General features: G+C 37.1%; 10 protein-coding genes. All 10 read left to right on the forward strand.

All coding sequences use genetic code 11. The features are described 5' to 3' along the window. The first annotated feature begins 133 nt into the window (after positions 1 to 133). The 10 genes from J0871_RS09585 (at position 134) to J0871_RS09630 (ending at position 19,686) form a co-directional block, all read left to right on the forward strand. Complete coding sequence (locus J0871_RS09585; protein WP_208225015.1) at positions 134 to 2,365, forward strand: GH92 family glycosyl hydrolase; 2,232 nt, start codon at positions 134 to 136, stop codon at positions 2,363 to 2,365. Further along, positions 2,365 to 4,242 (forward strand): sodium:solute symporter family protein, encoded by a 1,878-nt coding sequence (locus J0871_RS09590; RefSeq protein WP_208225016.1) that lies wholly within the window; start codon positions 2,365 to 2,367, stop codon positions 4,240 to 4,242. The genes J0871_RS09585 and J0871_RS09590 overlap by 1 nt, the downstream gene beginning before the upstream one ends. Position 4,243: 1 nt before the next feature. Next, positions 4,244 to 5,218 (forward strand): glycoside hydrolase family 130 protein, encoded by a 975-nt coding sequence (locus tag J0871_RS09595; RefSeq protein WP_208225017.1) that lies wholly within the window; start codon positions 4,244 to 4,246, stop codon positions 5,216 to 5,218. Continuing rightward, a complete protein-coding gene (locus J0871_RS09600) occupies positions 5,215 to 6,288 on the forward strand; it encodes a carbohydrate-binding family 9-like protein (RefSeq protein ID WP_208225018.1) in 1,074 nt (357 codons plus the stop codon). The genes J0871_RS09595 and J0871_RS09600 overlap by 4 nt, the downstream gene beginning before the upstream one ends. A gap of 19 nt (positions 6,289 to 6,307) precedes the next feature. Next, the gene (locus J0871_RS09605) at positions 6,308 to 7,435 is read left to right on the forward strand and encodes a family 10 glycosylhydrolase (protein WP_208225019.1); all 1,128 of its coding nucleotides are present in this window, start codon (positions 6,308 to 6,310) and stop codon (positions 7,433 to 7,435) included. Next, complete coding sequence (locus J0871_RS09610) at positions 7,435 to 10,596, forward strand: glycoside hydrolase family 2 TIM barrel-domain containing protein (RefSeq protein ID WP_208225020.1); 3,162 nt, start codon at positions 7,435 to 7,437, stop codon at positions 10,594 to 10,596. Before J0871_RS09605 ends, J0871_RS09610 begins: the two co-directional genes overlap by 1 nt. A gap of 3 nt (positions 10,597 to 10,599) precedes the next feature. Continuing rightward, positions 10,600 to 12,918 (forward strand): glycoside hydrolase family 20 protein, encoded by a 2,319-nt coding sequence (locus J0871_RS09615; protein ID WP_208225021.1) that lies wholly within the window; start codon positions 10,600 to 10,602, stop codon positions 12,916 to 12,918. Positions 12,919 to 12,933: 15 nt separating this feature from the next. Further along, entirely contained in the window at positions 12,934 to 14,121 is a 1,188-nt protein-coding gene (locus tag J0871_RS09620) for a PNGase F N-terminal domain-containing protein (protein ID WP_208225022.1), read from the forward strand. A gap of 2 nt (positions 14,122 to 14,123) precedes the next feature. Further along, positions 14,124 to 16,370 carry a GH92 family glycosyl hydrolase gene (locus J0871_RS09625; RefSeq protein WP_208225023.1) on the forward strand — a complete coding sequence of 749 codons (2,247 nt, stop codon included), beginning with the start codon at positions 14,124 to 14,126 and terminating at the stop codon, positions 16,368 to 16,370. A 199-nt stretch (positions 16,371 to 16,569) separates the two neighbouring features. Next, positions 16,570 to 19,686: a SusC/RagA family TonB-linked outer membrane protein gene (locus J0871_RS09630; RefSeq protein WP_208225024.1), complete on the forward strand. Its 3,117-nt coding sequence runs from the start codon at positions 16,570 to 16,572 to the stop codon at positions 19,684 to 19,686. Positions 19,687 to 19,693: the final 7 nt, after the last annotated feature.

A 19,693-nucleotide genomic window follows, 5' to 3' on the forward strand; every position in this document is an offset into this window, starting at 1 on the left:
TGTAAATGGTCGTTGGTCTAAATTTCTTTTTTGTGACGCTGAATATATGAATATTTAGCATATAAGTTAAAATAATGTTTACGTGATCTTAAATAATCGATTTCAAGCCCCAGGAAATTTAGTAGTATGTTTTTTGCTTTTAATTTTTGCTTCCTGTGAGCAACGGAAAAAAGAAAAAAATAACTCTGATAAAACTGAAAAATTAACAGCCCATGTAGATTCTTTTATAGGAACTGGAGGACATGGACATACCTTTCCTGGAGCGGCTCAACCTTTTGGGATGTTGCAGCCCAGTCCCGATAATGGAAGAAGTGGTTGGGACTGGTGTTCCGGTTACCATATTTCAAGCGATACCATTGCTGGGTTTAGTCAATTGCACCTAAGCGGTACCGGAATTGGTGATTTAGCCGATTTACTTTTTATGCCGGTTACCCAGGAAATTGATCTTAGCCAAAAAGTAACCTCACAGAAAGATATTCCTTATGCTTCAGAATTTCAACACGATTCTGAAATTGCCATTCCCGGTTACTATAGTGTTTTTCTCGATAAACCTCAAGTAAAAGTTGAGCTCACAACTTTAGACAGGACTGCATATCATAAGTATGAATTTAAGGAAAACAGCGAGCAAAGCCTTATCCTGGATTTGGGGTTTGCCATTAACTGGGATAAACCTACAGAAACCGCTATAAATATTGAAAATAAAACCACAATTAGCGGTTATAGGCATAGTACCGGTTGGGCAAATAACCAGAAAGTATTTTTTGTAGCAGAATTTTCAAAACCAATAACCGATCACCGATTTTTTCAGGATTATCAAGTAGTGAAGGGTGATAAAGTTTCGGGAGAAAAGACTTCAGCGCAATTCTATTTCGATAAAGATTCCGGTCGGGAAATTGAAATGAAGATAGCTGTTTCTTCGGTAAGTGTTGAAAATGCCAAACAAAATTTAGCTAAAGGAGGTTTCGATTTTGAAAATATCAAAGAAGAAGCCATTCAAAATTGGGAAAAGGAACTAGCTGGAATAAAAGTAAAAACTCCGCAGGATTCTTTAAAAACAATTTTTTATACAGCACTTTACCACACCAAGCTTTCCCCGGTGGTATTTAGCGATAGCAATGGAGAATTTAGAAAAGAAAATGACAGTATTGTAAAGGCCAATTACACAGCATACTCTACGCTTTCTCTTTGGGACACTTTTAGGGCGCAGCAACCACTACTTACCATAACGAATCCAGATAAAGTTACCGATATTATTAATTCTATGCTGGAATATTATAAGGTGGAAAAATCGCTTCCGGTATGGACGCTTTATGGAAATGAAACCAATACCATGACCGGCTATCATTCAATCCCGGTAATTACAGAGGCTTACTTTAAAGGAATTGAGGGGTTTGATCCTGAAGAAGCCTTTAAAGCGATGAAAACTACGATGATGCAAGATGCTCGAGGTCTAAAAGCTTATAAAGAGCATGGGTTTATCCCATATGATGATAGTGATGAATCTGTTACTATGACTTTAGAATATGCCTATAACGATTGGTGCGTAGCGCAAATGGCGAAAGCATTAGGGAAAGAAGAAGATTATGAATATTTCTCCAATCGTGCTACAGCATATAGGAAGATTTTCGATAAAAAAACCGGTTTTATGCGTGGAAGAAAAAGCGCAGAAAATTCGTGGAATGAGCCTTTTGATCCAAAACATTCTAACCACCGTGTAAATACAGACTATACCGAAGGTAATGCCTGGCAACATAGCTGGTTTGTGCTTCACGAGCCGGAAAATCTTATAGAATTACACGGTGGGGAAACTGCATTCAACGAAAAACTGGAACAGCTTTTTACAGAAAGTTCTGAGATTACCGGAGATCATATTTCTGCAGATATAACCGGTTTAATTGGCCAATATGCTCACGGAAATGAACCGAGCCATCATATTGCTTATTTGTTCAATAAAGCAGGGCAACCCTGGAGAACGCAATATTGGGTGCGAGAAATTTTAAAAACCCAATATAGCACCAGGCCAGATGGACTAAGTGGAAATGAAGACGCCGGGCAAATGTCGGCTTGGTATGTTTTTAGTAGTATGGGCTTATATCCTTTTAATCCTGCTTCAGCAACTTATGAAATTGGCAGTCCAATCTTTGAAGAATCGGAAATCCGTTTAAAAGACGGAAAAACTTTTCGCATAAAGGCTGAAAATGTTTCCGATGAAAATATCTATATACAATCGGCCAGCCTAAATGGAGAAGAGTTCAATCAAACCAATATTTCCCATGAAAAGATTTTAGAAGGAGGAGACCTCGTTTTTAAAATGGGGGCTGAGCCTAATAAAGAATGGGGTACTAAGAAAAGCAGCTCGAACTAATGGCATTTTGGGATGTAGTTATAATTATTGTATACGTGGCCGTTACTCTTGGCCTGGGGATTTATGTTTCCCGTAAGGCTTCTAAAGGTCTTGACTCCTATTTCTTAGGTGGAAAAAGCATAAAATGGTACTATTTAGGGCTAAGTAATGGATCGGGAATGTTTGATGTTTCCGGAACGGCCTGGATGGTAGGTATTTTATTCCTCTACGGAGTTAAAAGTTTTATGTTTATGTGGATGTGGCCAATCTGGAACCAGATTTTTGTCATGATGTTCCTGGCGGTCTGGATTCGTCGTTCGGGTGTGATGACAGGTTCTGAATGGATCTTAACCCGCTTTGGTGACGACAGGGCAGGAAGGGCTTCTCACCTAATTGTGGCAATTTTTGCCGTAGTAGCCGCCATAGGTTTTATAGCTTATTTTTTTGAAGGTGTAGGTAAATTTATGACCGTAATATTACCCTGGAGTCTGGATTTATTTATTGGCGATTTTTTATTGCTAACATCTGAACAAGCTTACGCACTAATTATAATTTTTCTTACTACTATTTATACCATTAAAGGGGGGATGTTTTCGGTAGTAGCGACCGAAGTTTTGCAATATTTAATTATGGTCTTAGCAGGAATCCTGATTGCCGGCTATACTTTTTTTGTAATAACCGATGTGGAAATTAGTGCAGCGATTCCCGAAGAATGGAAAAATGTTGCCTTTGGAAATGAACTGGAAGGTTTTTGGAGCGGTAAAAAGGATGTTTTCAATGAACTTATTGATACCGAAGGATATAAAATGTTTGGAGCTTTTATCGGGATGACCCTGTTTAAGGGTTTTTTCGCAAGTGTCGCTGGTCCAACGCCCAGTTATGATATGCAACGTATACTCTCTACCCGAACTGTGAGAGATGCTGCTTATATGAGCGGATTCACAAATTTGGTGCTTTTTATTCCGCGTTATTTACTGGTTGGTGGAATCGTGGTGTTGGGGCTCGTATTTCTCGCACCAGAAATTGCTGCACTGGAGAATTTAAATGGAGGTGATATGGAATTAGTATTACCTCAGGTTATTAATTATGAAGTGCCCGTTGGGATTAAGGGTTTGTTGCTGGCTGGGCTTTTAGCTGCTTTTATGTCAACCTTTTCAGCTTTTGTAAATTCCGGGCCTGCTTATATAGTAAACGATATTTACAAAAAATATTTTAAACCTGAAGCTACCGATAAGCATTATATACGGGCGAGCCATATTTCATCATTCCTGGTTGTGGTACTTGGGGTAATAATGGGCTTTTTTGCCGATTCAATAAATTCAATAACATTATGGATTACCAGTGCGCTGTACGGCGGATATATTGCTGCAAATTTTTTAAAATGGGTGTGGTGGCGTTTTAACGGTTGGGGTTATTTTTGGGGCATGCTCTCCGGCTTAATAATCGCTACTCTACAATTTGTTGTAGATAAGAATAAGGAACACTATATGGAAGGTAGTTGGTTGTTTGAAATTGCGGGTACACCGGCCATTTATCTCTTTCCTATCATTTTCGGGTTTTCCTTATTAGGCTGTATTTTGGGAACCTGGTTAACTCCAGCTACTAATTACCAAACCTTAAAATCATTTTATGAAAATGTACGTCCCTGGGGATTATGGAAACCGGTACGCAAAATGATGGAGCAGGATGGGCATCCGGTAGAGAAGAATAAGGACTTCGGGATAGATATGTTTAATTGTGCGATAGGTATACTTTGGCAATCCAGTATGATATTGATGCCAATTTACCTTGTAGTGCGCGACTATTATCAGGTGTTGGTTTGGTTAACTGTATTTATTATAACTACGGTAATTTTAAAATTCACCTGGTTGGATAAAGTAAAAAATTATAAAGATTAATATGGAAAATTTAAAAAATATTCCCTGGCAGGAGAAACCTGAAAATTGTAATACGGTAATGTGGCGTTATTCAGAAAATCCCATTATAGACCGTTATGCAATTCCTTCCTCCAACAGTATTTTTAACAGTGCAGTGGTGTCTTATAAAGATGGTTATGCCGGAGTATTTAGGTGCGATAATAAAGCGGTGCAAATGAATATTTTTGCCGGTTTTAGTAAAAATGGGATTGATTGGGAAATAAATCACGAGCCTATAGAATTTAAAGCGGGAAATACGCAAATGATAGACTCTGATTATAAGTACGACCCGCGGGTGGTTTTTATAGAAGACCGTTACTGGATTACCTGGTGTAATGGTTATCACGGCCCAACAATAGGTATAGGATATACTTTTGATTTTAAAGAATTCTTTCAGTGTGAAAATGCGTTTTTACCTTTTAATCGGAATGGGGTGTTATTTCCGAAGAAAATAAACGGAAAATACGCTATGCTAAGCAGGCCCAGCGATAATGGACACACACCTTTTGGAGATATTTATATTAGTTACAGTCCTGATATGAAATACTGGGGTGAGCATCGCTGCGTGATGAAAGTTGCTCCATTTGAGCAAAGTGCCTGGCAATGTACCAAAATTGGCGCCGGCCCAATTCCAATTTTAACAGATGAAGGCTGGCTTGTATTTTATCATGGAGTAATTGCTACATGTAATGGCTTTAGGTATTCTATTGGGGCAGCACTCTTAGATGAAAATGAACCTGAAAGAGTTAAATACCGTTCTCAACCTTATTTAATGGCTCCTGCTGAGCTATATGAACTTACTGGAGATGTACCAAATGTAATTTTCCCCTGTGCCGCTATACATTCAGAAAAAGAGGATAAATTAGCTCTTTACTACGGCGCGGCCGATACGGTAACCGCATTAGCTTTTGGAAAGCTTAGTGAGATTGTAAATTTTGTAAAAAATAACAGTTTATGATAAAACAATATATTTTTGTTTTAATGGTAATTAGTTTCCTTTTTCAACAGCAAAATTTTGCTCAAAGTAAACAGGTTCCTCGTACCTACGTTGCCCATAAAACTTCAGAGAAGATAGTTATTGATGGTAAGGCAGAAGAAACCGCCTGGAAGACTACACCTAAAAGTCAGGATTTCATAGATATTGAAGGTGAAAAAATCCCAACCTATCAAACCAATATGAAAATGCTTTGGGATGAAGATTACCTGTATTTTTATGCGAAAATGGAAGAGCCGCATATTTGGGCTACTTTAAAACAACGTGATACGGTTATATTCTATAATAATGATTTTGAAATCTTCATAGATCCAGATGGTGATACCCATAATTATTACGAGTTTGAAATGAATGCCCTAAATACCGTTTGGGATTTATTTATTGTAAAACCTTACCGTGAACCAGCGCCAATTGTGGACAGCTGGGATATTCAAGGCCTCAAATCTCAGTTATATATACAGGGAACCTTAAATGATGCTTCTGATGAAGATGAATTTTGGAGTGTTGAAGTTGCTATTCCATGGGAAGTTCTAAAGGAAGCTAATAGCCACAATGAAATCCCAGAGAATGAATTTTGGCGTATTAATTTTTCTCGGGTAAACTGGGATTTTGAGCTGGAAAATGGTACTTATTCCCGGGCCAAAGATGAAAAGGGCGAATTTAAGCATGAATATAATTGGGTGTGGTCACCACAAGGAGTTATTAATATGCACGAACCCGAACATTGGGGATATGTTTATTTTTCAAACACAGCTCCTGGCGAAAAAGAGGAATTCAGTATTCCAAATGATGAGAAAATAAAATGGGAGCTGTACAGAATATACCGTGCTCAAAAAGCCTATAAAGATAAAAATGGAAAGTGGGCAGGTGCTCTTTCAAAAATCAATGGGGAGTTTATACAGGTTGAAGGTGAAAAACTGCAGCCTAAATTAGAAGTCCACAAAACAGGCTGGAATATTTGGGTAGAAAGCCCTTTTACAGGCCATAAGCTTCTTATTAAAGAAGATGGAGATTTTATAAAACAAAAAAACTAACCGGTATAAAATTTAAAAAATGAAATATATCTATTATTTATTATTGGCTTTTACAATTACAGCTTGTGGAAATTCTTCTGCTAAAAATAATTCCGTTGCAACAGAGAAATCTAAAGAAATAACCAATTCTTCAAACAATGATTTTAAGTATTGGACCTGGATAACAGCCAGTCCCGAAAAAACAGATAAGGAGTATTCAGAAGAATTCAGGAAATATAAAGAAAATGGAATAGATGCAGTATTAATTAATACAGAAGCTGATGCCCAATTACTTTCAGAATTAGCCCCACTGGCTACAGAACAAGGTTTGGAAGTTCATGCCTGGATGTTTACCGTGAACCGCCCTGGTGATAAAGAAGCTCAAAAACACCCTGATTGGTACGCAGTGAGCAGGGATGGTAAATCCACTTTTGACCAACCCCCTTATGTTGGGTACTATAAATGGCTTTGCCCAACCCGGGAAGAATCTAAAAATCATATTTTAAGTCTGGTAGAAGGTTTGGCCAAAGTAGAAGGTGTGGAAAGTGTACACCTTGATTATATTAGGTATTCAGATATCTTTCTTCCTATTGGGTTGCTGCCAAAATATGATTTAGAGCAAAATGAAGAACTTGCTGAATTCGATTTCTGCTATTGTGAGGTTTGTGTAGCTGAATTTGAAAAAGAGCATCATAAAAATCCGAAAGATTTTGATAATCCGGCTATTGATATGGAATGGAAGCAATTCCGTTTGAATAAAGTAAAAGCGATTGTAGATGAAGCTTATAAAATAGCCCATAATAATGATAAATATTTAACAGCAGCTGTATTTCCTTATCCTGAAATGGCAGATCATATGGTACGTCAACGTTGGGATAAATGGAATGTTGATATGGTTCTGCCTATGATTTATCAAAATTTTTATAATGAAGAAATAGACTGGATTGGTTTTGCTACAGGGCAGGGTGTTAAAGATTTAAAGGGTACTAATACTGAATTACACACCGGGATTTACCTTCCCGAACTAAATGGAGAAGAACTGGTAAAGGCTATAAAGTATGCTTATGAAAATGGAGCAAAAGGAGCAGCATTCTTTGATGGTGAAGCCTTTACCGATGAACATTTTGAAGCACTTAAAAAAGCAAGAGAACTTCTAAAAGAAGAATAATGTATAAATTTAAAGAATACCATATTTTATTCGTGGTCGGATTTTTAGCTCTTGTACTCACAGGGCAGGACCTTTTTTCTCAAAACGAATATTATCTCGATCCTGAAATAAATCAAGAAAATAGGGAGCCTATGCGGGCTTCCTATTTTGTTTTTGAGAATAAATCATTGGCAGAAACAAATAACTGGAAAGATTCTAAAAACTATTTAAATCTTAATGGAGAATGGGATTTTAAATGGTATGAAAGTCCGGGTGAATTACCAAAAAATTTCTATACACTCAACTTTGATGACTCTTCCTGGAATACTTTTGAGATACCGGCAAACTGGGAGGTTAATGGTTATGGTATTCCTATTTATGTAAATGCTACCTATGAATTTCAAAACCTAATAGATATTAATCCTCCAAAAGTACCGGTTGATTATAATCCAACAGGGGTGTATCGCCGTACCATTGAAATAGACCAAAATTGGGATCAGAAAGATGTGTTTTTACACGTGGGAGCGGCAAAATCAAACCTTAAAGTTTGGGTAAATGGAGAATATGTTGGTTATGGGGAAGATGCCAAATTACCGCAGGAATTCAATATTACGCCATTTATTAAAACCGGTAAGAACTTAATTGTAATGAAAGTTATGCGCTGGAGTGACGGCTCATATTTAGAAGGACAGGATTATTGGCGAATGAGCGGTATTACCCGTGACACCTATCTTTTTGCAAGAAAAAAAGTGAGATTGCAGGACTTTGAGGTAAAAACCGAATTGGATGAGCATTACCAGGATGCAATTCTAACTATCATACCGGAGTTTTCAGATCTCCCTAAACGTGATAAACACCGGCTGGAAATTATACTTGAAAAGAAAAATGATAAGTTATACCAGGCTGAAAAGAGAGTAAGCGAATGGCAGGAATCTTCCGAAATTAAAATAGATGTTGAAAATCCCGATAAATGGACGGCCGAGACACCAAATCTATATACACTAAAATTTACGCTAAAAGATAAAAAAGGAAAAGTACAGGAGATTATTCATCAAAATTTAGGCTTCAGGGAAATTCAGATTAAAGATGGTCAATTATTGGTAAATGGTAAGGCAGTACTTTTTAAAGGCGTTAACCGGCACGATACAGATCCTACCACTGGACAGGTTGTTTCTCGCGAAAGAATGTTGCAAGATGTAAAGAGGCTTAAAGAATTCAACTTTAACGCGGTTAGAACTTCACATTATCCCAATGATCCATATTTCTATGAACTTTGTGATAAGTACGGCCTCTATGTGGTTGATGAAGCTAATATTGAATCTCATGGGATGGGTTATGATTTAACCAGAACACTTGCCAATAATCCTAATTGGAAAAAGGCACACCTGGAACGTCTTGAAAGAATGGTTGAAAGGGATAAAAACCATTCTTCTATTGTGATCTGGAGTATGGGTAATGAAGCGGGGAATGGATATAACTTTTATGAGGGCTATACCTGGATAAAAGAACGTGATCCTTCACGGCCTATAATGCATGAACGTGCAATTTTACCTTATCGAAGTAAGGCAGATATGCAGGTTGAATGGAATACTGATATTATTGCACCAATGTATGCCTCTCCCGATGAGATGTTGGCTTACGTACAAAAAAATCCTGATCCCGATAGACCTTATATTCTTTGTGAATATGCTCACGCTATGGGAAACAGCATTGGGAATTTTGAAGATTATTGGGAGATAATTCGAGACTACGATACTTTTCAAGGCGGATTTATTTGGGATATGGTAGACCAGTCCATTTATAAAATATTGGAAGATGGTACTAAAATTTTTGCCTATGGGGGAGATTTTGGTCCAGAGGATGTTCCCAGTGCTAATAATTTTCTCAATAATGGCGTGTTTTCACCTGAAAGAAATCCAAATCCACACGCTTTTGAGGTTAAGAAAATTTACCAACCAGTGCGAACAAGTTTGGTTGATGCACAATCTACTAAGATTAAAGTTTTTAATGAACAATTCTTTAAGGACTTATCTGGTGTAAAATTAAACTGGTATTTGCAAGCTGATGGAGAAATTATAGACAATGGCGAATTAGAATCTTTAGAAATAGCAACAAGAGAACTAAAAGAGATCGATTTGGGCTTCCCACTTCCAAATGAAAATTATAATGAGATATTTCTCAATTTAGAATATACTCTTAAAGCAGAGGAAGGACTCTTAAAAGAAAATCATGTTCTTTCTAGTGAACAGTTAGCTATTACAGTACGAGAGCAGCAAACACTTGAATTTTCAGAAAAAACAGCAATAAAGGTTGATGATTCAGATAAGAGAGTAATGTTCAAAGGTGAACGAGTTACTTTTAATTTTAACAAAGAAACCGGCTTTCTAACAGATTATATTTTTAAAGGGAATAAAGTACTGAAAACAGGTTTTGATTTTAAACCTAATTTTTGGCGTGCACCCACCGATAATGATTATGGCGCCCAACTGCCTACCAAGCTGGAAGCCTGGAAAAAGATGAGCGAGCAGCCACCTTTAGAATCATTTAATTATAAAGAAAAAGATGGAAATTATATCATTTCAACAAAATATGATCTGGGTGAGGTCGCTTCCAGCCTGTATATAGAATATAGCATAAGCGGATCGGGAGAAATAATAGTTGACTATCAATTAAATACCGACCCTCAAAGCGAGAAGAGAAAAATGCCACTAAGAGTTGGAATGCAAATGCAGTTACCATCACAATTCAACAGCTTGGAATATTATGGCAGAGGGCCTCATGAAAATTATAAGGATAGGAAAAATTCAGCGTTAATAAAAAAGTACAGTCAAACCGTTGCAGAACAATATTATCCTTACATCCGTCCACAGGAAACCGGAAATAAATCAGACGTACGTTGGTTAATGTTAGAGAGTGATAACATCAACTTAAAAGTTGAGGGTGAGCAACCGTTTAATTTTACTGCGCTACACTATTTAATGGAAGATCTGGATGATGGGAAAAAAAGAGACCAGCGCCACGCAGCCGAGGTAGAACCGCTTGAACTTACCAGTCTGTTTATTGATACTGCACAGATGGGACTGGGAAGTATTACCAGCTGGGGACATTTGCCCCTGGAGAAATACAGGCTTTTAGATGAAAAATATCATTACCGTTTTAAAATAACTCCTGAAACTAAGTAAGCTATGATAAAAAAGGTTACACTAATTGCACTTTGGTTGTTAATTATTTCGTGTGAAAGTAGCGAGAATATAGTTGGTTCTAATAATATTCAAATAATTCCTGAACCAGAACAAATGAGTCTAAGGGATGGTGAATTTACGTTTAACGAAAACACCAAAATTATAGTCCCCGATTCTCTAAAACCTGTTGCTGAAATTTTAACCGAAAAATTTAGTAGTGCCGCCGGTTGGAAACTTGGTATTACTAATGATAAACCTGAAAAAAATTATCTAATTTTTAAGCTTGATGATAAATTAGAAGAGGAAACATACCTTTTAGAAAGTGAAAAAGAAAAGGTAGAAATAACTGCTTCAGGCATACCCGGCTTTGTATATGGAATTCAAAGTTTAAGACAATTATTGCCTATCGAAATTGAAGAAAATTCTGTGCGGGAAATCGATTGGAGTATACCGCTCGTAAGTATAAAGGATAGTCCAAGGTATAAATGGCGGGGTAGTCATTTAGATGTGGCTCGTCATTTTTTTGAAAAAGAATATATAAAAAAGCATTTAGACCGAATGGCTTTTTTAAAGTTAAACACTTTCCACTTTCACTTAGTAGATGATCAGGGATGGCGAATAGAAATTAAGAAATATCCAAAACTTACCGAAGTAGGTGCATTTAGGGTAGATCATGAAGATAAGCATTGGAATGCCAGGCCTACACCACAACCGGGAGAAAAAGCGACATTAGGCGGATTTTATTCACAGGCAGATATTAAAGAAATTGTGGCCTATGCCGAGAAACTTGGTATTACTGTAGTGCCAGAAATTGAAATGCCGGCCCATGTGATGAGTGCCATTGCAGCTTATCCCGAACTATCTTGTTTTGAAAATGAAATTATGGTACCCTCTGGAGGGGTGTGGCCAATCACTGACATATATTGCCCTGGAAAAGAAAACACCTTTGAGTTTTTAGAGGACGTTTTACTGGAAGTAATGGAATTATTTCCCTCTAAATATATTCACGTAGGTGGTGACGAAGCAACTAAAACCAATTGGGAGAAATGCCCCGATTGCCAGGGCAGAATGCAGGAAGAAGATCTGGCGAATGTTGAAGAGCTTCAGAGTTACTTTATACAACGAATGGAACAGTTTATTAGTTCTCACGATCGAGTTTTGATTGGTTGGGATGAAATTTTAGAGGGCGGATTGGCCCCAGGAGCAACCGTTATGAGCTGGCGAGGAGTACAGGGAGGATGGGAAGCTTCAAAACAAGGGCATGATGTTGTAATGACACCTGGGTCTCATATGTATTTTGACCATTATCAGGGTGATCCCGATACAGAGCCTGTGGCGTTTGGAGGTTATACCACGCTTAGCAAAGTTTATGAATTTGATCCCATAGTAGATTCTATGTCCATAGAGCAAAAGAAGCATGTGCTTGGAGGTCAGGCAAATTTATGGAGCGAATTTATAGATAGCCCCAGTCATTCTGAATATATGTTATTTCCCCGACTGGTAGCGCTTTCTGAAGTAGTATGGAGTCCAAAAGAAAAAAAAGATTGGAAGATTTTTTCAGAAAAATTAAAACAAAATATTCTCCCACGCTTAGAGGCAATGAATATTAATTACGCCAAAAGTGCATTTGCCGTTACCGCAGAAACCGAAGTAGATTTAGATTCTGAAAGTTTAAAAATAAGCCTGGAAAATGAATTTCCCCATACGGAAATTAGATATACTTTAAATGATAATACCTTAAATGAATCTTCCAAAAAGTATACTCAGCCCCTGGAGATTTCTGAAACCACTAAGCTTAAAGCAGTTGTTTTTGAAAATGGAAGACAGCCTGGCGCAGTTTTGGAAAAAACTTTTAGTTTTCATAAAGCTGTGGGAAAAAAAGTAAGGTATGAGCCTATCTATCACGATAGTTACAAGGGACCGGAAGATGTTGGTTTGGTAAATGTACTTCGTGGAAGCTTAAACTTCCATGATGGCCAGTGGCAGGGATGGTTAGTAGACGATGTGAGAATCGATATAGACCTGGAAGAGCTAACAGAGATTAATAAGGTAAGTGTGGGAGCGATGGAAAATCAGGGATCTGGCATTTATTATCCATTGAAAGTTTCTGTATCCATCTCAGAGAACGGAAATAAGTACCGTTCTATAGGTAGCGTTTCGCGCGAATTTAAAGAAAACGGAAATCCGGAATTAAAAGATTTCAGTATAGAATTGGAGGAATCTGTAGAAGGAAGGTTTATTAAAGTAGAAGTAGATAATCTAGGTCATCCACCAGGAGGAGGAGATTCCTGGCTGTTTTTGGATGAAATAGTTGTTGAATAATTAAAATGAGTTTTAATGAATAAATATGTATTAGTATTAATTTCTGTTTTGACTTTTTTAAGTAATGCCCTTAAAGCGCAAGAACCAGAAATTGTAGAAGTATTTAAAAACCAACCGGTAAATTTTCACGGAGAGAAAGGTGATACATTGAGTATTAAAAGGGTGCAAGATGGACGGCTTTTATTTAAAAAAGTTAAAGCTCCAGTTTTTCCTGAAGGTACAGATGTAAAACTGAAAATGATCCTAGAATCAGCAGGAGATGCCTGGGATAAATCGGGATCATTATTTGTAGTAACTGAGCCTAATAAAATTGATATAGAAGGTGTTGCGAATGGGACCGAAACTTTTCCAGCAGCCGCAGGCGTTAAAGATTATCCAGGAATTAAAATGGCTAAAGATTATATTCCTGCTCTTGAAATTTTACGATTTATGACTCCTTTTGGGGTTGGCTATTTCAGTGATGAAGAAGCGCATCCAAGAATACGCTATAACCGCCCTGTTTCGGTTCCAAATTGGGCTCAAGAAGTAGTTTGGGAAGAAAATATAAGTCATTTGGCTTCAGAACTTACCGGGGAGTTTATAATAGGTGTTTGGATTGATACCTGGACGGCCGAAGGCTATACCATAGATGTTTCTCTTGAATACTCTGGAAGACCATTAACCACAAATAAAGTGATTCCTTTAGTAAACACCATTTATTATGCAGGACAAAAGCACCCAGACCTTTTTGCTTATCAGGACCTGGAAACTAAATTTGAATTACCCGAAGATGCAACCAATGTAAAACTTCATTATATCACTACCGGTCACGGGGGGCATAGTGGCGGAGATGAGTTTATAAAAATTAACAATAAAGTGTGCGTTGATGGCAATAAAGTGATTGATTTTATTCCATGGCGTGACGATTGTGCTTCGTTTAGAAGATTTAATCCATCTTCTGGAGTGTGGACGCGTCAGGATACTGCCTATGCTTATAACAAAAAGGGTGAAAAGGAATATAAAGAGATTGAAGAACGCCTGGCTTCTTCAGACCTTTCTCGTTCTAATTGGTGCCCCGGCTCAAAAGTTAGTCCCGAAGTTGTGAATTTGGGTAATATGAAAAAAGGCCACCATACATTAAAGATTTCTATTGATGGGACGCCTATAGAAGGAGATAAACTCAATCACTGGCTGGTTTCGGCTTATTTAACTTATGAAGAATAAACATGAAAAAGTTTTTAGTTGTATACGGTTTACTACTATTCCAATGTGTAACCGCTCAAAATGAACCGGTAGATTATGTAAATCCATTTATAGGTACCTCTAATTTCGGAGCTACACATCCCGGGGCAATAGCCCCGAGAGGGATGGCAAGTGTTTCTCCTTTTAATGTAGCGGGTCGTACAGATTTAAATTCTTTGGAAAAAGATAGTAGATGGTTGTCTAACCCGTATGTTCATGAAAATAAATTTTTAACAGGATTTAGTCATGTCAATATGAGTGGCGTTGGATGCCCAGAACTTGGGGTTATTATTAGTATGCCTACTACTGGAGGTTTAAAAATTAACCATCTCAATTATGGAACAACTTATTCAAACGAAGAAGCTAAAGCAGGCTATTATTCGGCGGAATTAGATGAATATAATATTAAGGCTGAAATGACGGCTTCAACCAGAACGGGGGTAAGTCGCTATTCTTTTCCGAAGGGGAAATCAAACATTTTATTGAATTTAGGTTTAGGTCTTACTAACGAGCAGGGAGCTATGGTTAAAATTGTATCTCCTACTGAGATTGAAGGAATGCGTACGGTAGGTTCGTTTTGCTATAATAGTCCCGAAGCTGCATATCCTGTATATTTCGCTGCTGAATTTTCAGTACCGGCCAATGAATTTGGTGCCTGGAAAACACCTTCTAAATATGAAGGTGAAGAGGCCCAATGGATGACTTACAACGGGGAAACTCGCATTAAAAAAGGTTTTACCCGGGAAGTAATAGGAGATAGTATTGGTGCATATTTTACTTATGATTTTAAAGAACCCACCTCGGTTGAATTAAAAATTGGGGTTTCCTACGTTAGTATAGAAAATGCCCGGGAAAACCTTAAAAAGGAAACCGGTGGAAAAGATTTTGATGCTGTATATGCGGAAACTAGAAAATCCTGGCAGGATAAGCTTTCGGTTGTTGAGGTTAAAGGAAATAATGAAGAAGATAAGCATGTTTTTTACACCTCTTTATACCATATGCAAATTCATCCAAATATTTTTAATGATGTAAATGGAGAATATCCAGAAATTTCAACAGGTAAAATCGGTAAAACAGAAGGTACACGCTACACTACTTTTTCCTTATGGGATACTTATAGAAATTATCACCAATTACTCAGCCTTCTTTATCCTGAAGAACAATTAGAGATGGTAAACTCTATGTTAGAGATCTATGATGAAAATGGTTGGTTACCTAAATGGGAATTAAATTCTACAGAAACTTTTACAATGGTGGGAGATCCTGCTGCAGTTATTTTGTCTGACACTTATTTACGCGGACTTACAGATTTTAATGTAGAAAAAGCTTACGAAGCTATGCTTAAAAGTGCTACAAAAACTGAAAACAATCCTTTACGACCCGGGCTTGATGAATATATTGAAAATGGCTTTGTAAGTGTAGATTCTGGTGTGGCGGGTCCGGTTTCGGTAACACAGGAATATAATATAGCAGATTTTGCAATTGCCCAACTGGCAAAGGAATTAGGTAAGGAAGAAGATTATCAAAAATTTTTAAAGCGTTCGGTTAGTTATAGAGAATTATATAACCCAAAGTCTCAATTTCTTCAACCTAAACATAAAGATGGTAGATGGATGGAAGGTTTTGATCCTTTAGCCGGAGCTAATTTCAGCAAAAATCCAGGGTTTATTGAGGGAAATGCCTGGCAATACCTTTTTATGCTATCTCATGATGCTGAAGGATTAATAAAATTAATGGGTGGAGAAAAGGCCTATGAAGAAAAGCTGGATGCTGTTTTTGAAGAAGGGCACTTTGATATGGCCAATGAACCAGACTTCGCTTATCCTTATCTTTATAATTTTATTCCAGGCAGTGAAAACAAAGCTTCAAAACGAGTAAATAAATTATTAAACAAGTATTATAAAAACTCTCCCGATGGGTTACCTGGAAATGATGATACAGGTACAATGAGTGCCTGGGCAGTTTATAGCATGATGGGATTCTATCCAATTATACCAGCTAAGTCCATTTACACCATAACAGCTCCTGTTTTTGAACAAATTAAAATCAATTTAAATCCTGATTTTTATGGAAAAGACAGCTTGATTATTCACAAAAAGGAAACTAAAAACCAGAAAAATAAGGTTTATCCGTTGATGCGAAATAATCAAGTATTCCCTAATTTTTTCATTAGCCACGAAGATTTAGTTAACTCTAAAGAGTTAATATTTTTAACATCAGAAAAAGAATAATTTAAGTTTTTGTGAACTCCTTATGTTAAACGCTATTCATTTGATTTATCGATAACGTTTTCGTTTAAGGTTATTTAGCTATTGAGCTATGTTATTAGTCGAAATTAATTTTTCATCTTAAAGATTATGACAAATTTGGGTAAAATTTAAGAAAACAGACACTTTTCTGTTTCGAGAAATTAACCAAAAACTAATAATAATGAACAAAAAATTATTCTTGTTTGCATCTTTATTATTGTGTAGCATTCAAGTCTTGCTGGCACAATCACAATCCGTGAGCGGTAATATTGTTGATGCCGAAAACGGCATGCCGCTTCCGGGAGTAAATGTCGTGGAAAAAGGAACCAGTAACGGGGTCTCTTCTGATTTCGATGGAAACTTTACAATTGAAATAGATGAAGGGAGTATTCTCCAATTTTCTATGTTAGGATATATAACCCAGGAAATTGAGCCTGAAGGATCGGAAATTCAAATTGAATTAGCCCCCGATACTGAAGCGCTCGATGAAGTGGTGGTAACCGCTCTTGGAATTAAAAGAGAAAAAAAATCTCTGGGTTATGCACTTCAGGAAATTGGAGGGGAATCCCTAACAGAAGCCCGGGAAAATAACCTTGCCAACGCAATGACTGGTAAGGTTGCCGGCTTGCAGGTAGTACGAGGGAGTAATGGGCCTGCCAGTTCTTCTAAAATTGTATTAAGAGGTAATAATTCCCTTACAGGAGATAATCAGCCTTTAATTGTGGTTGATGGCGTACCAATGGATAATTTTACCGGGGCAGCTAACAATGATTTCTGGAACCCTTCACCAGATATGGGGAATGGGCTAGGAGATTTAAATCCTGAAAACATTGAAAGTATGACGGTTTTAAAAGGAGCTTCAGCAGCAGCTCTTTATGGCTCTCGTGCAGGAAATGGAGTTATTTTAATTACTACTAAAACTGGAAAAACTCAGGAAGGTTTAGGAATAAGTTATTCAACCAATATAGGTTTTCAATCAATTTTTAGTTCACCAGATTTACAAAGTTCATTTGGCCAGGGGGCTAATGGTCAATACGATAATCAGTCTGGTTTAAGTTGGGGGCCAAAAATTGAGGGCCAAACTGTTGAAAATGCGGAAGGAGAGCAAGAGCAACTTCAGGCCTATGATAATTTGGACAATTATTTTGATAATGGCTTAAATGTTAACCATAGTTTGTCTTTTCAGCAACAGGTTAGTGATGGGACTTCTTTATTTTCTTCAGTTAACCATTTAGACGATCAAAGTCTTATACCTGGAGCTACATTAAAACGTTTAAATCTTATGACACGTGGAGTGTCTGTTTTTGGAGACAAGGATAATTGGAAGAGTGATGTAAAAGTACAGTATATTAGATCTACTGCTGAAAATCGTCCATTAAATGGGGTAAATGTATCTAATGCATTTTCTACAATGTATTTATTACCACGGTCTTTAGATGTTACGAAATACGAGCGTGATACCGATGAGTTTGGAAATATGAGATGGTATGTTCCTTCTAACTCTATGAATCCTTATTGGGCTTATAGAAACAATTTAAATATGGACACTAGAGACCGGTTTATGCTAAACGGTTCTATTCGCCATGATTTTAATGATTGGTTATATGCTGAAATAAAAGCTGGTGCTGATCTTTATACCACTAATACAGAATCTAAGTTATATAGCGGTAGTCCATTATCACCAACCGGTCGTTACAGTTTAGGTAAGAATACCTTTAGGGAAACCAACTATAATGCATTGATTAGTGGTTCGAAAGATGATATTATTGGAAAATGGGGTGCAGCAGTTACCTTGGGTGGAAACCTTATGGAGCAAGAATCCAGTTTAATAAGTAGCAATGCTGGAGAGCTGGAGGTGCCTAATTTATTTTCATTAAACAATGGGATTGCAAATCCTGGTGTTTCTCAGGGCTATTCTAACAAAAAAATTAATTCGCTATTTGGAACTTTTCAGGTTAATTACGATGGTTTTCTTTTTGTGGACGTTACCGGGCGTAATGACTGGTCTTCTACTTTAAGTAAAGCTAATCGTTCATTCTTTTATCCTTCGGTAAGTACTTCATTAGTAATTAGTGATATGATAAAAAATACCGGTGGTACCTTACCAGACTGGATAACTTTTGCTAAAATAAGAGCATCTTATGCTGAAGTAGGTAACGATTTACCAGCCTATCAATTATTTAATTTTTATAATATAGGAAAAGATCCAAATGGAAATACTACAGCAGGTAGAAATGGAACCCTTTATAATCCAGATGTAAAAAGTGAATTAATTAGATCTAATGAAATAGGTTTCGACGCTAGGTTTTTTAATAACCGATTCGGTATTGATTTCTCCTGGTATAAAACTAATGCAACAAGGCAGTTAATCAATTTACCTTTAAATCCTTTAAGTGGTTATGGCAGCGTTAAAGTTAATGCCGGTGATATTGAAAATAAAGGTTTCGAGCTTATGCTAAATGGCCGAATTTTAGACAATCCTGAAGGCTTTAATTGGGATATGAACCTAAACTTTTCAAGAAATGTGAATACGGTGAATAGACTTGCAGATGGTGTTAGTCAATATACTCTTGGAGGATTTGATAATGTGAGTATTCTTGCCGTAGAGGGTGAACCTTATGGAGAGATTTATGGTACAAAATACCAGCGTGTTGAAGATGAATCTAGCCCGTATTTTGGACAAATTATAGTAGATGAGGAAGGTATACCTCTTGCTAGTAGCGATAGGGAGCGCCTGGGAAATCAGCAGCCCGATTTTCTTTTAGGCTTCTCAAATTCTTTTAGATATAAAAATTTAAGTTTAAGTTTTCTAGTAGATGCACGAATTGGAGGAGAGATTTTTTCCGGAACTAATCGAGCAATCCAAAATGCAGGTACCGGTGCTCAAACAGTTGTGAATGGAAATCGTGAAGATTTGGTTATTGATGGTGTAGTAGCTGATGGTGAAGGTAACTTTAGTCCAAATACTACAGGTGTATCTCCTCAACTTTACTGGATGAACCTTACCGAAAGATCAGGAAACCTTGGTATTAATGAAGCTAACATTTACGATGCTACAAATGTTAGGTTACGATCTGTAAACCTTAGATATGATTTGCCTAACCGATGGATTGAGAATACCTTCTTTAATCAGGCTTATGCCGGTATTTCTGCAAATAATGTTTGGATGATAGACAGTAACTTAAATGGGGTAGACCCAGAGTCGGTTTTTGCTACTGCAACCAATGCCGTTGGATTTGAAAACCTGGCTTCCCCAACTATCCGAACCGTATTTTTAAATATTGGGGTTAAATTTTAATTTTAAA

It is taken from the genome of Salegentibacter sp. BDJ18 (assembly GCF_017579965.1).
In the GTDB taxonomy this organism is placed as follows: Bacteria; Bacteroidota; Bacteroidia; order Flavobacteriales; family Flavobacteriaceae; genus Salegentibacter.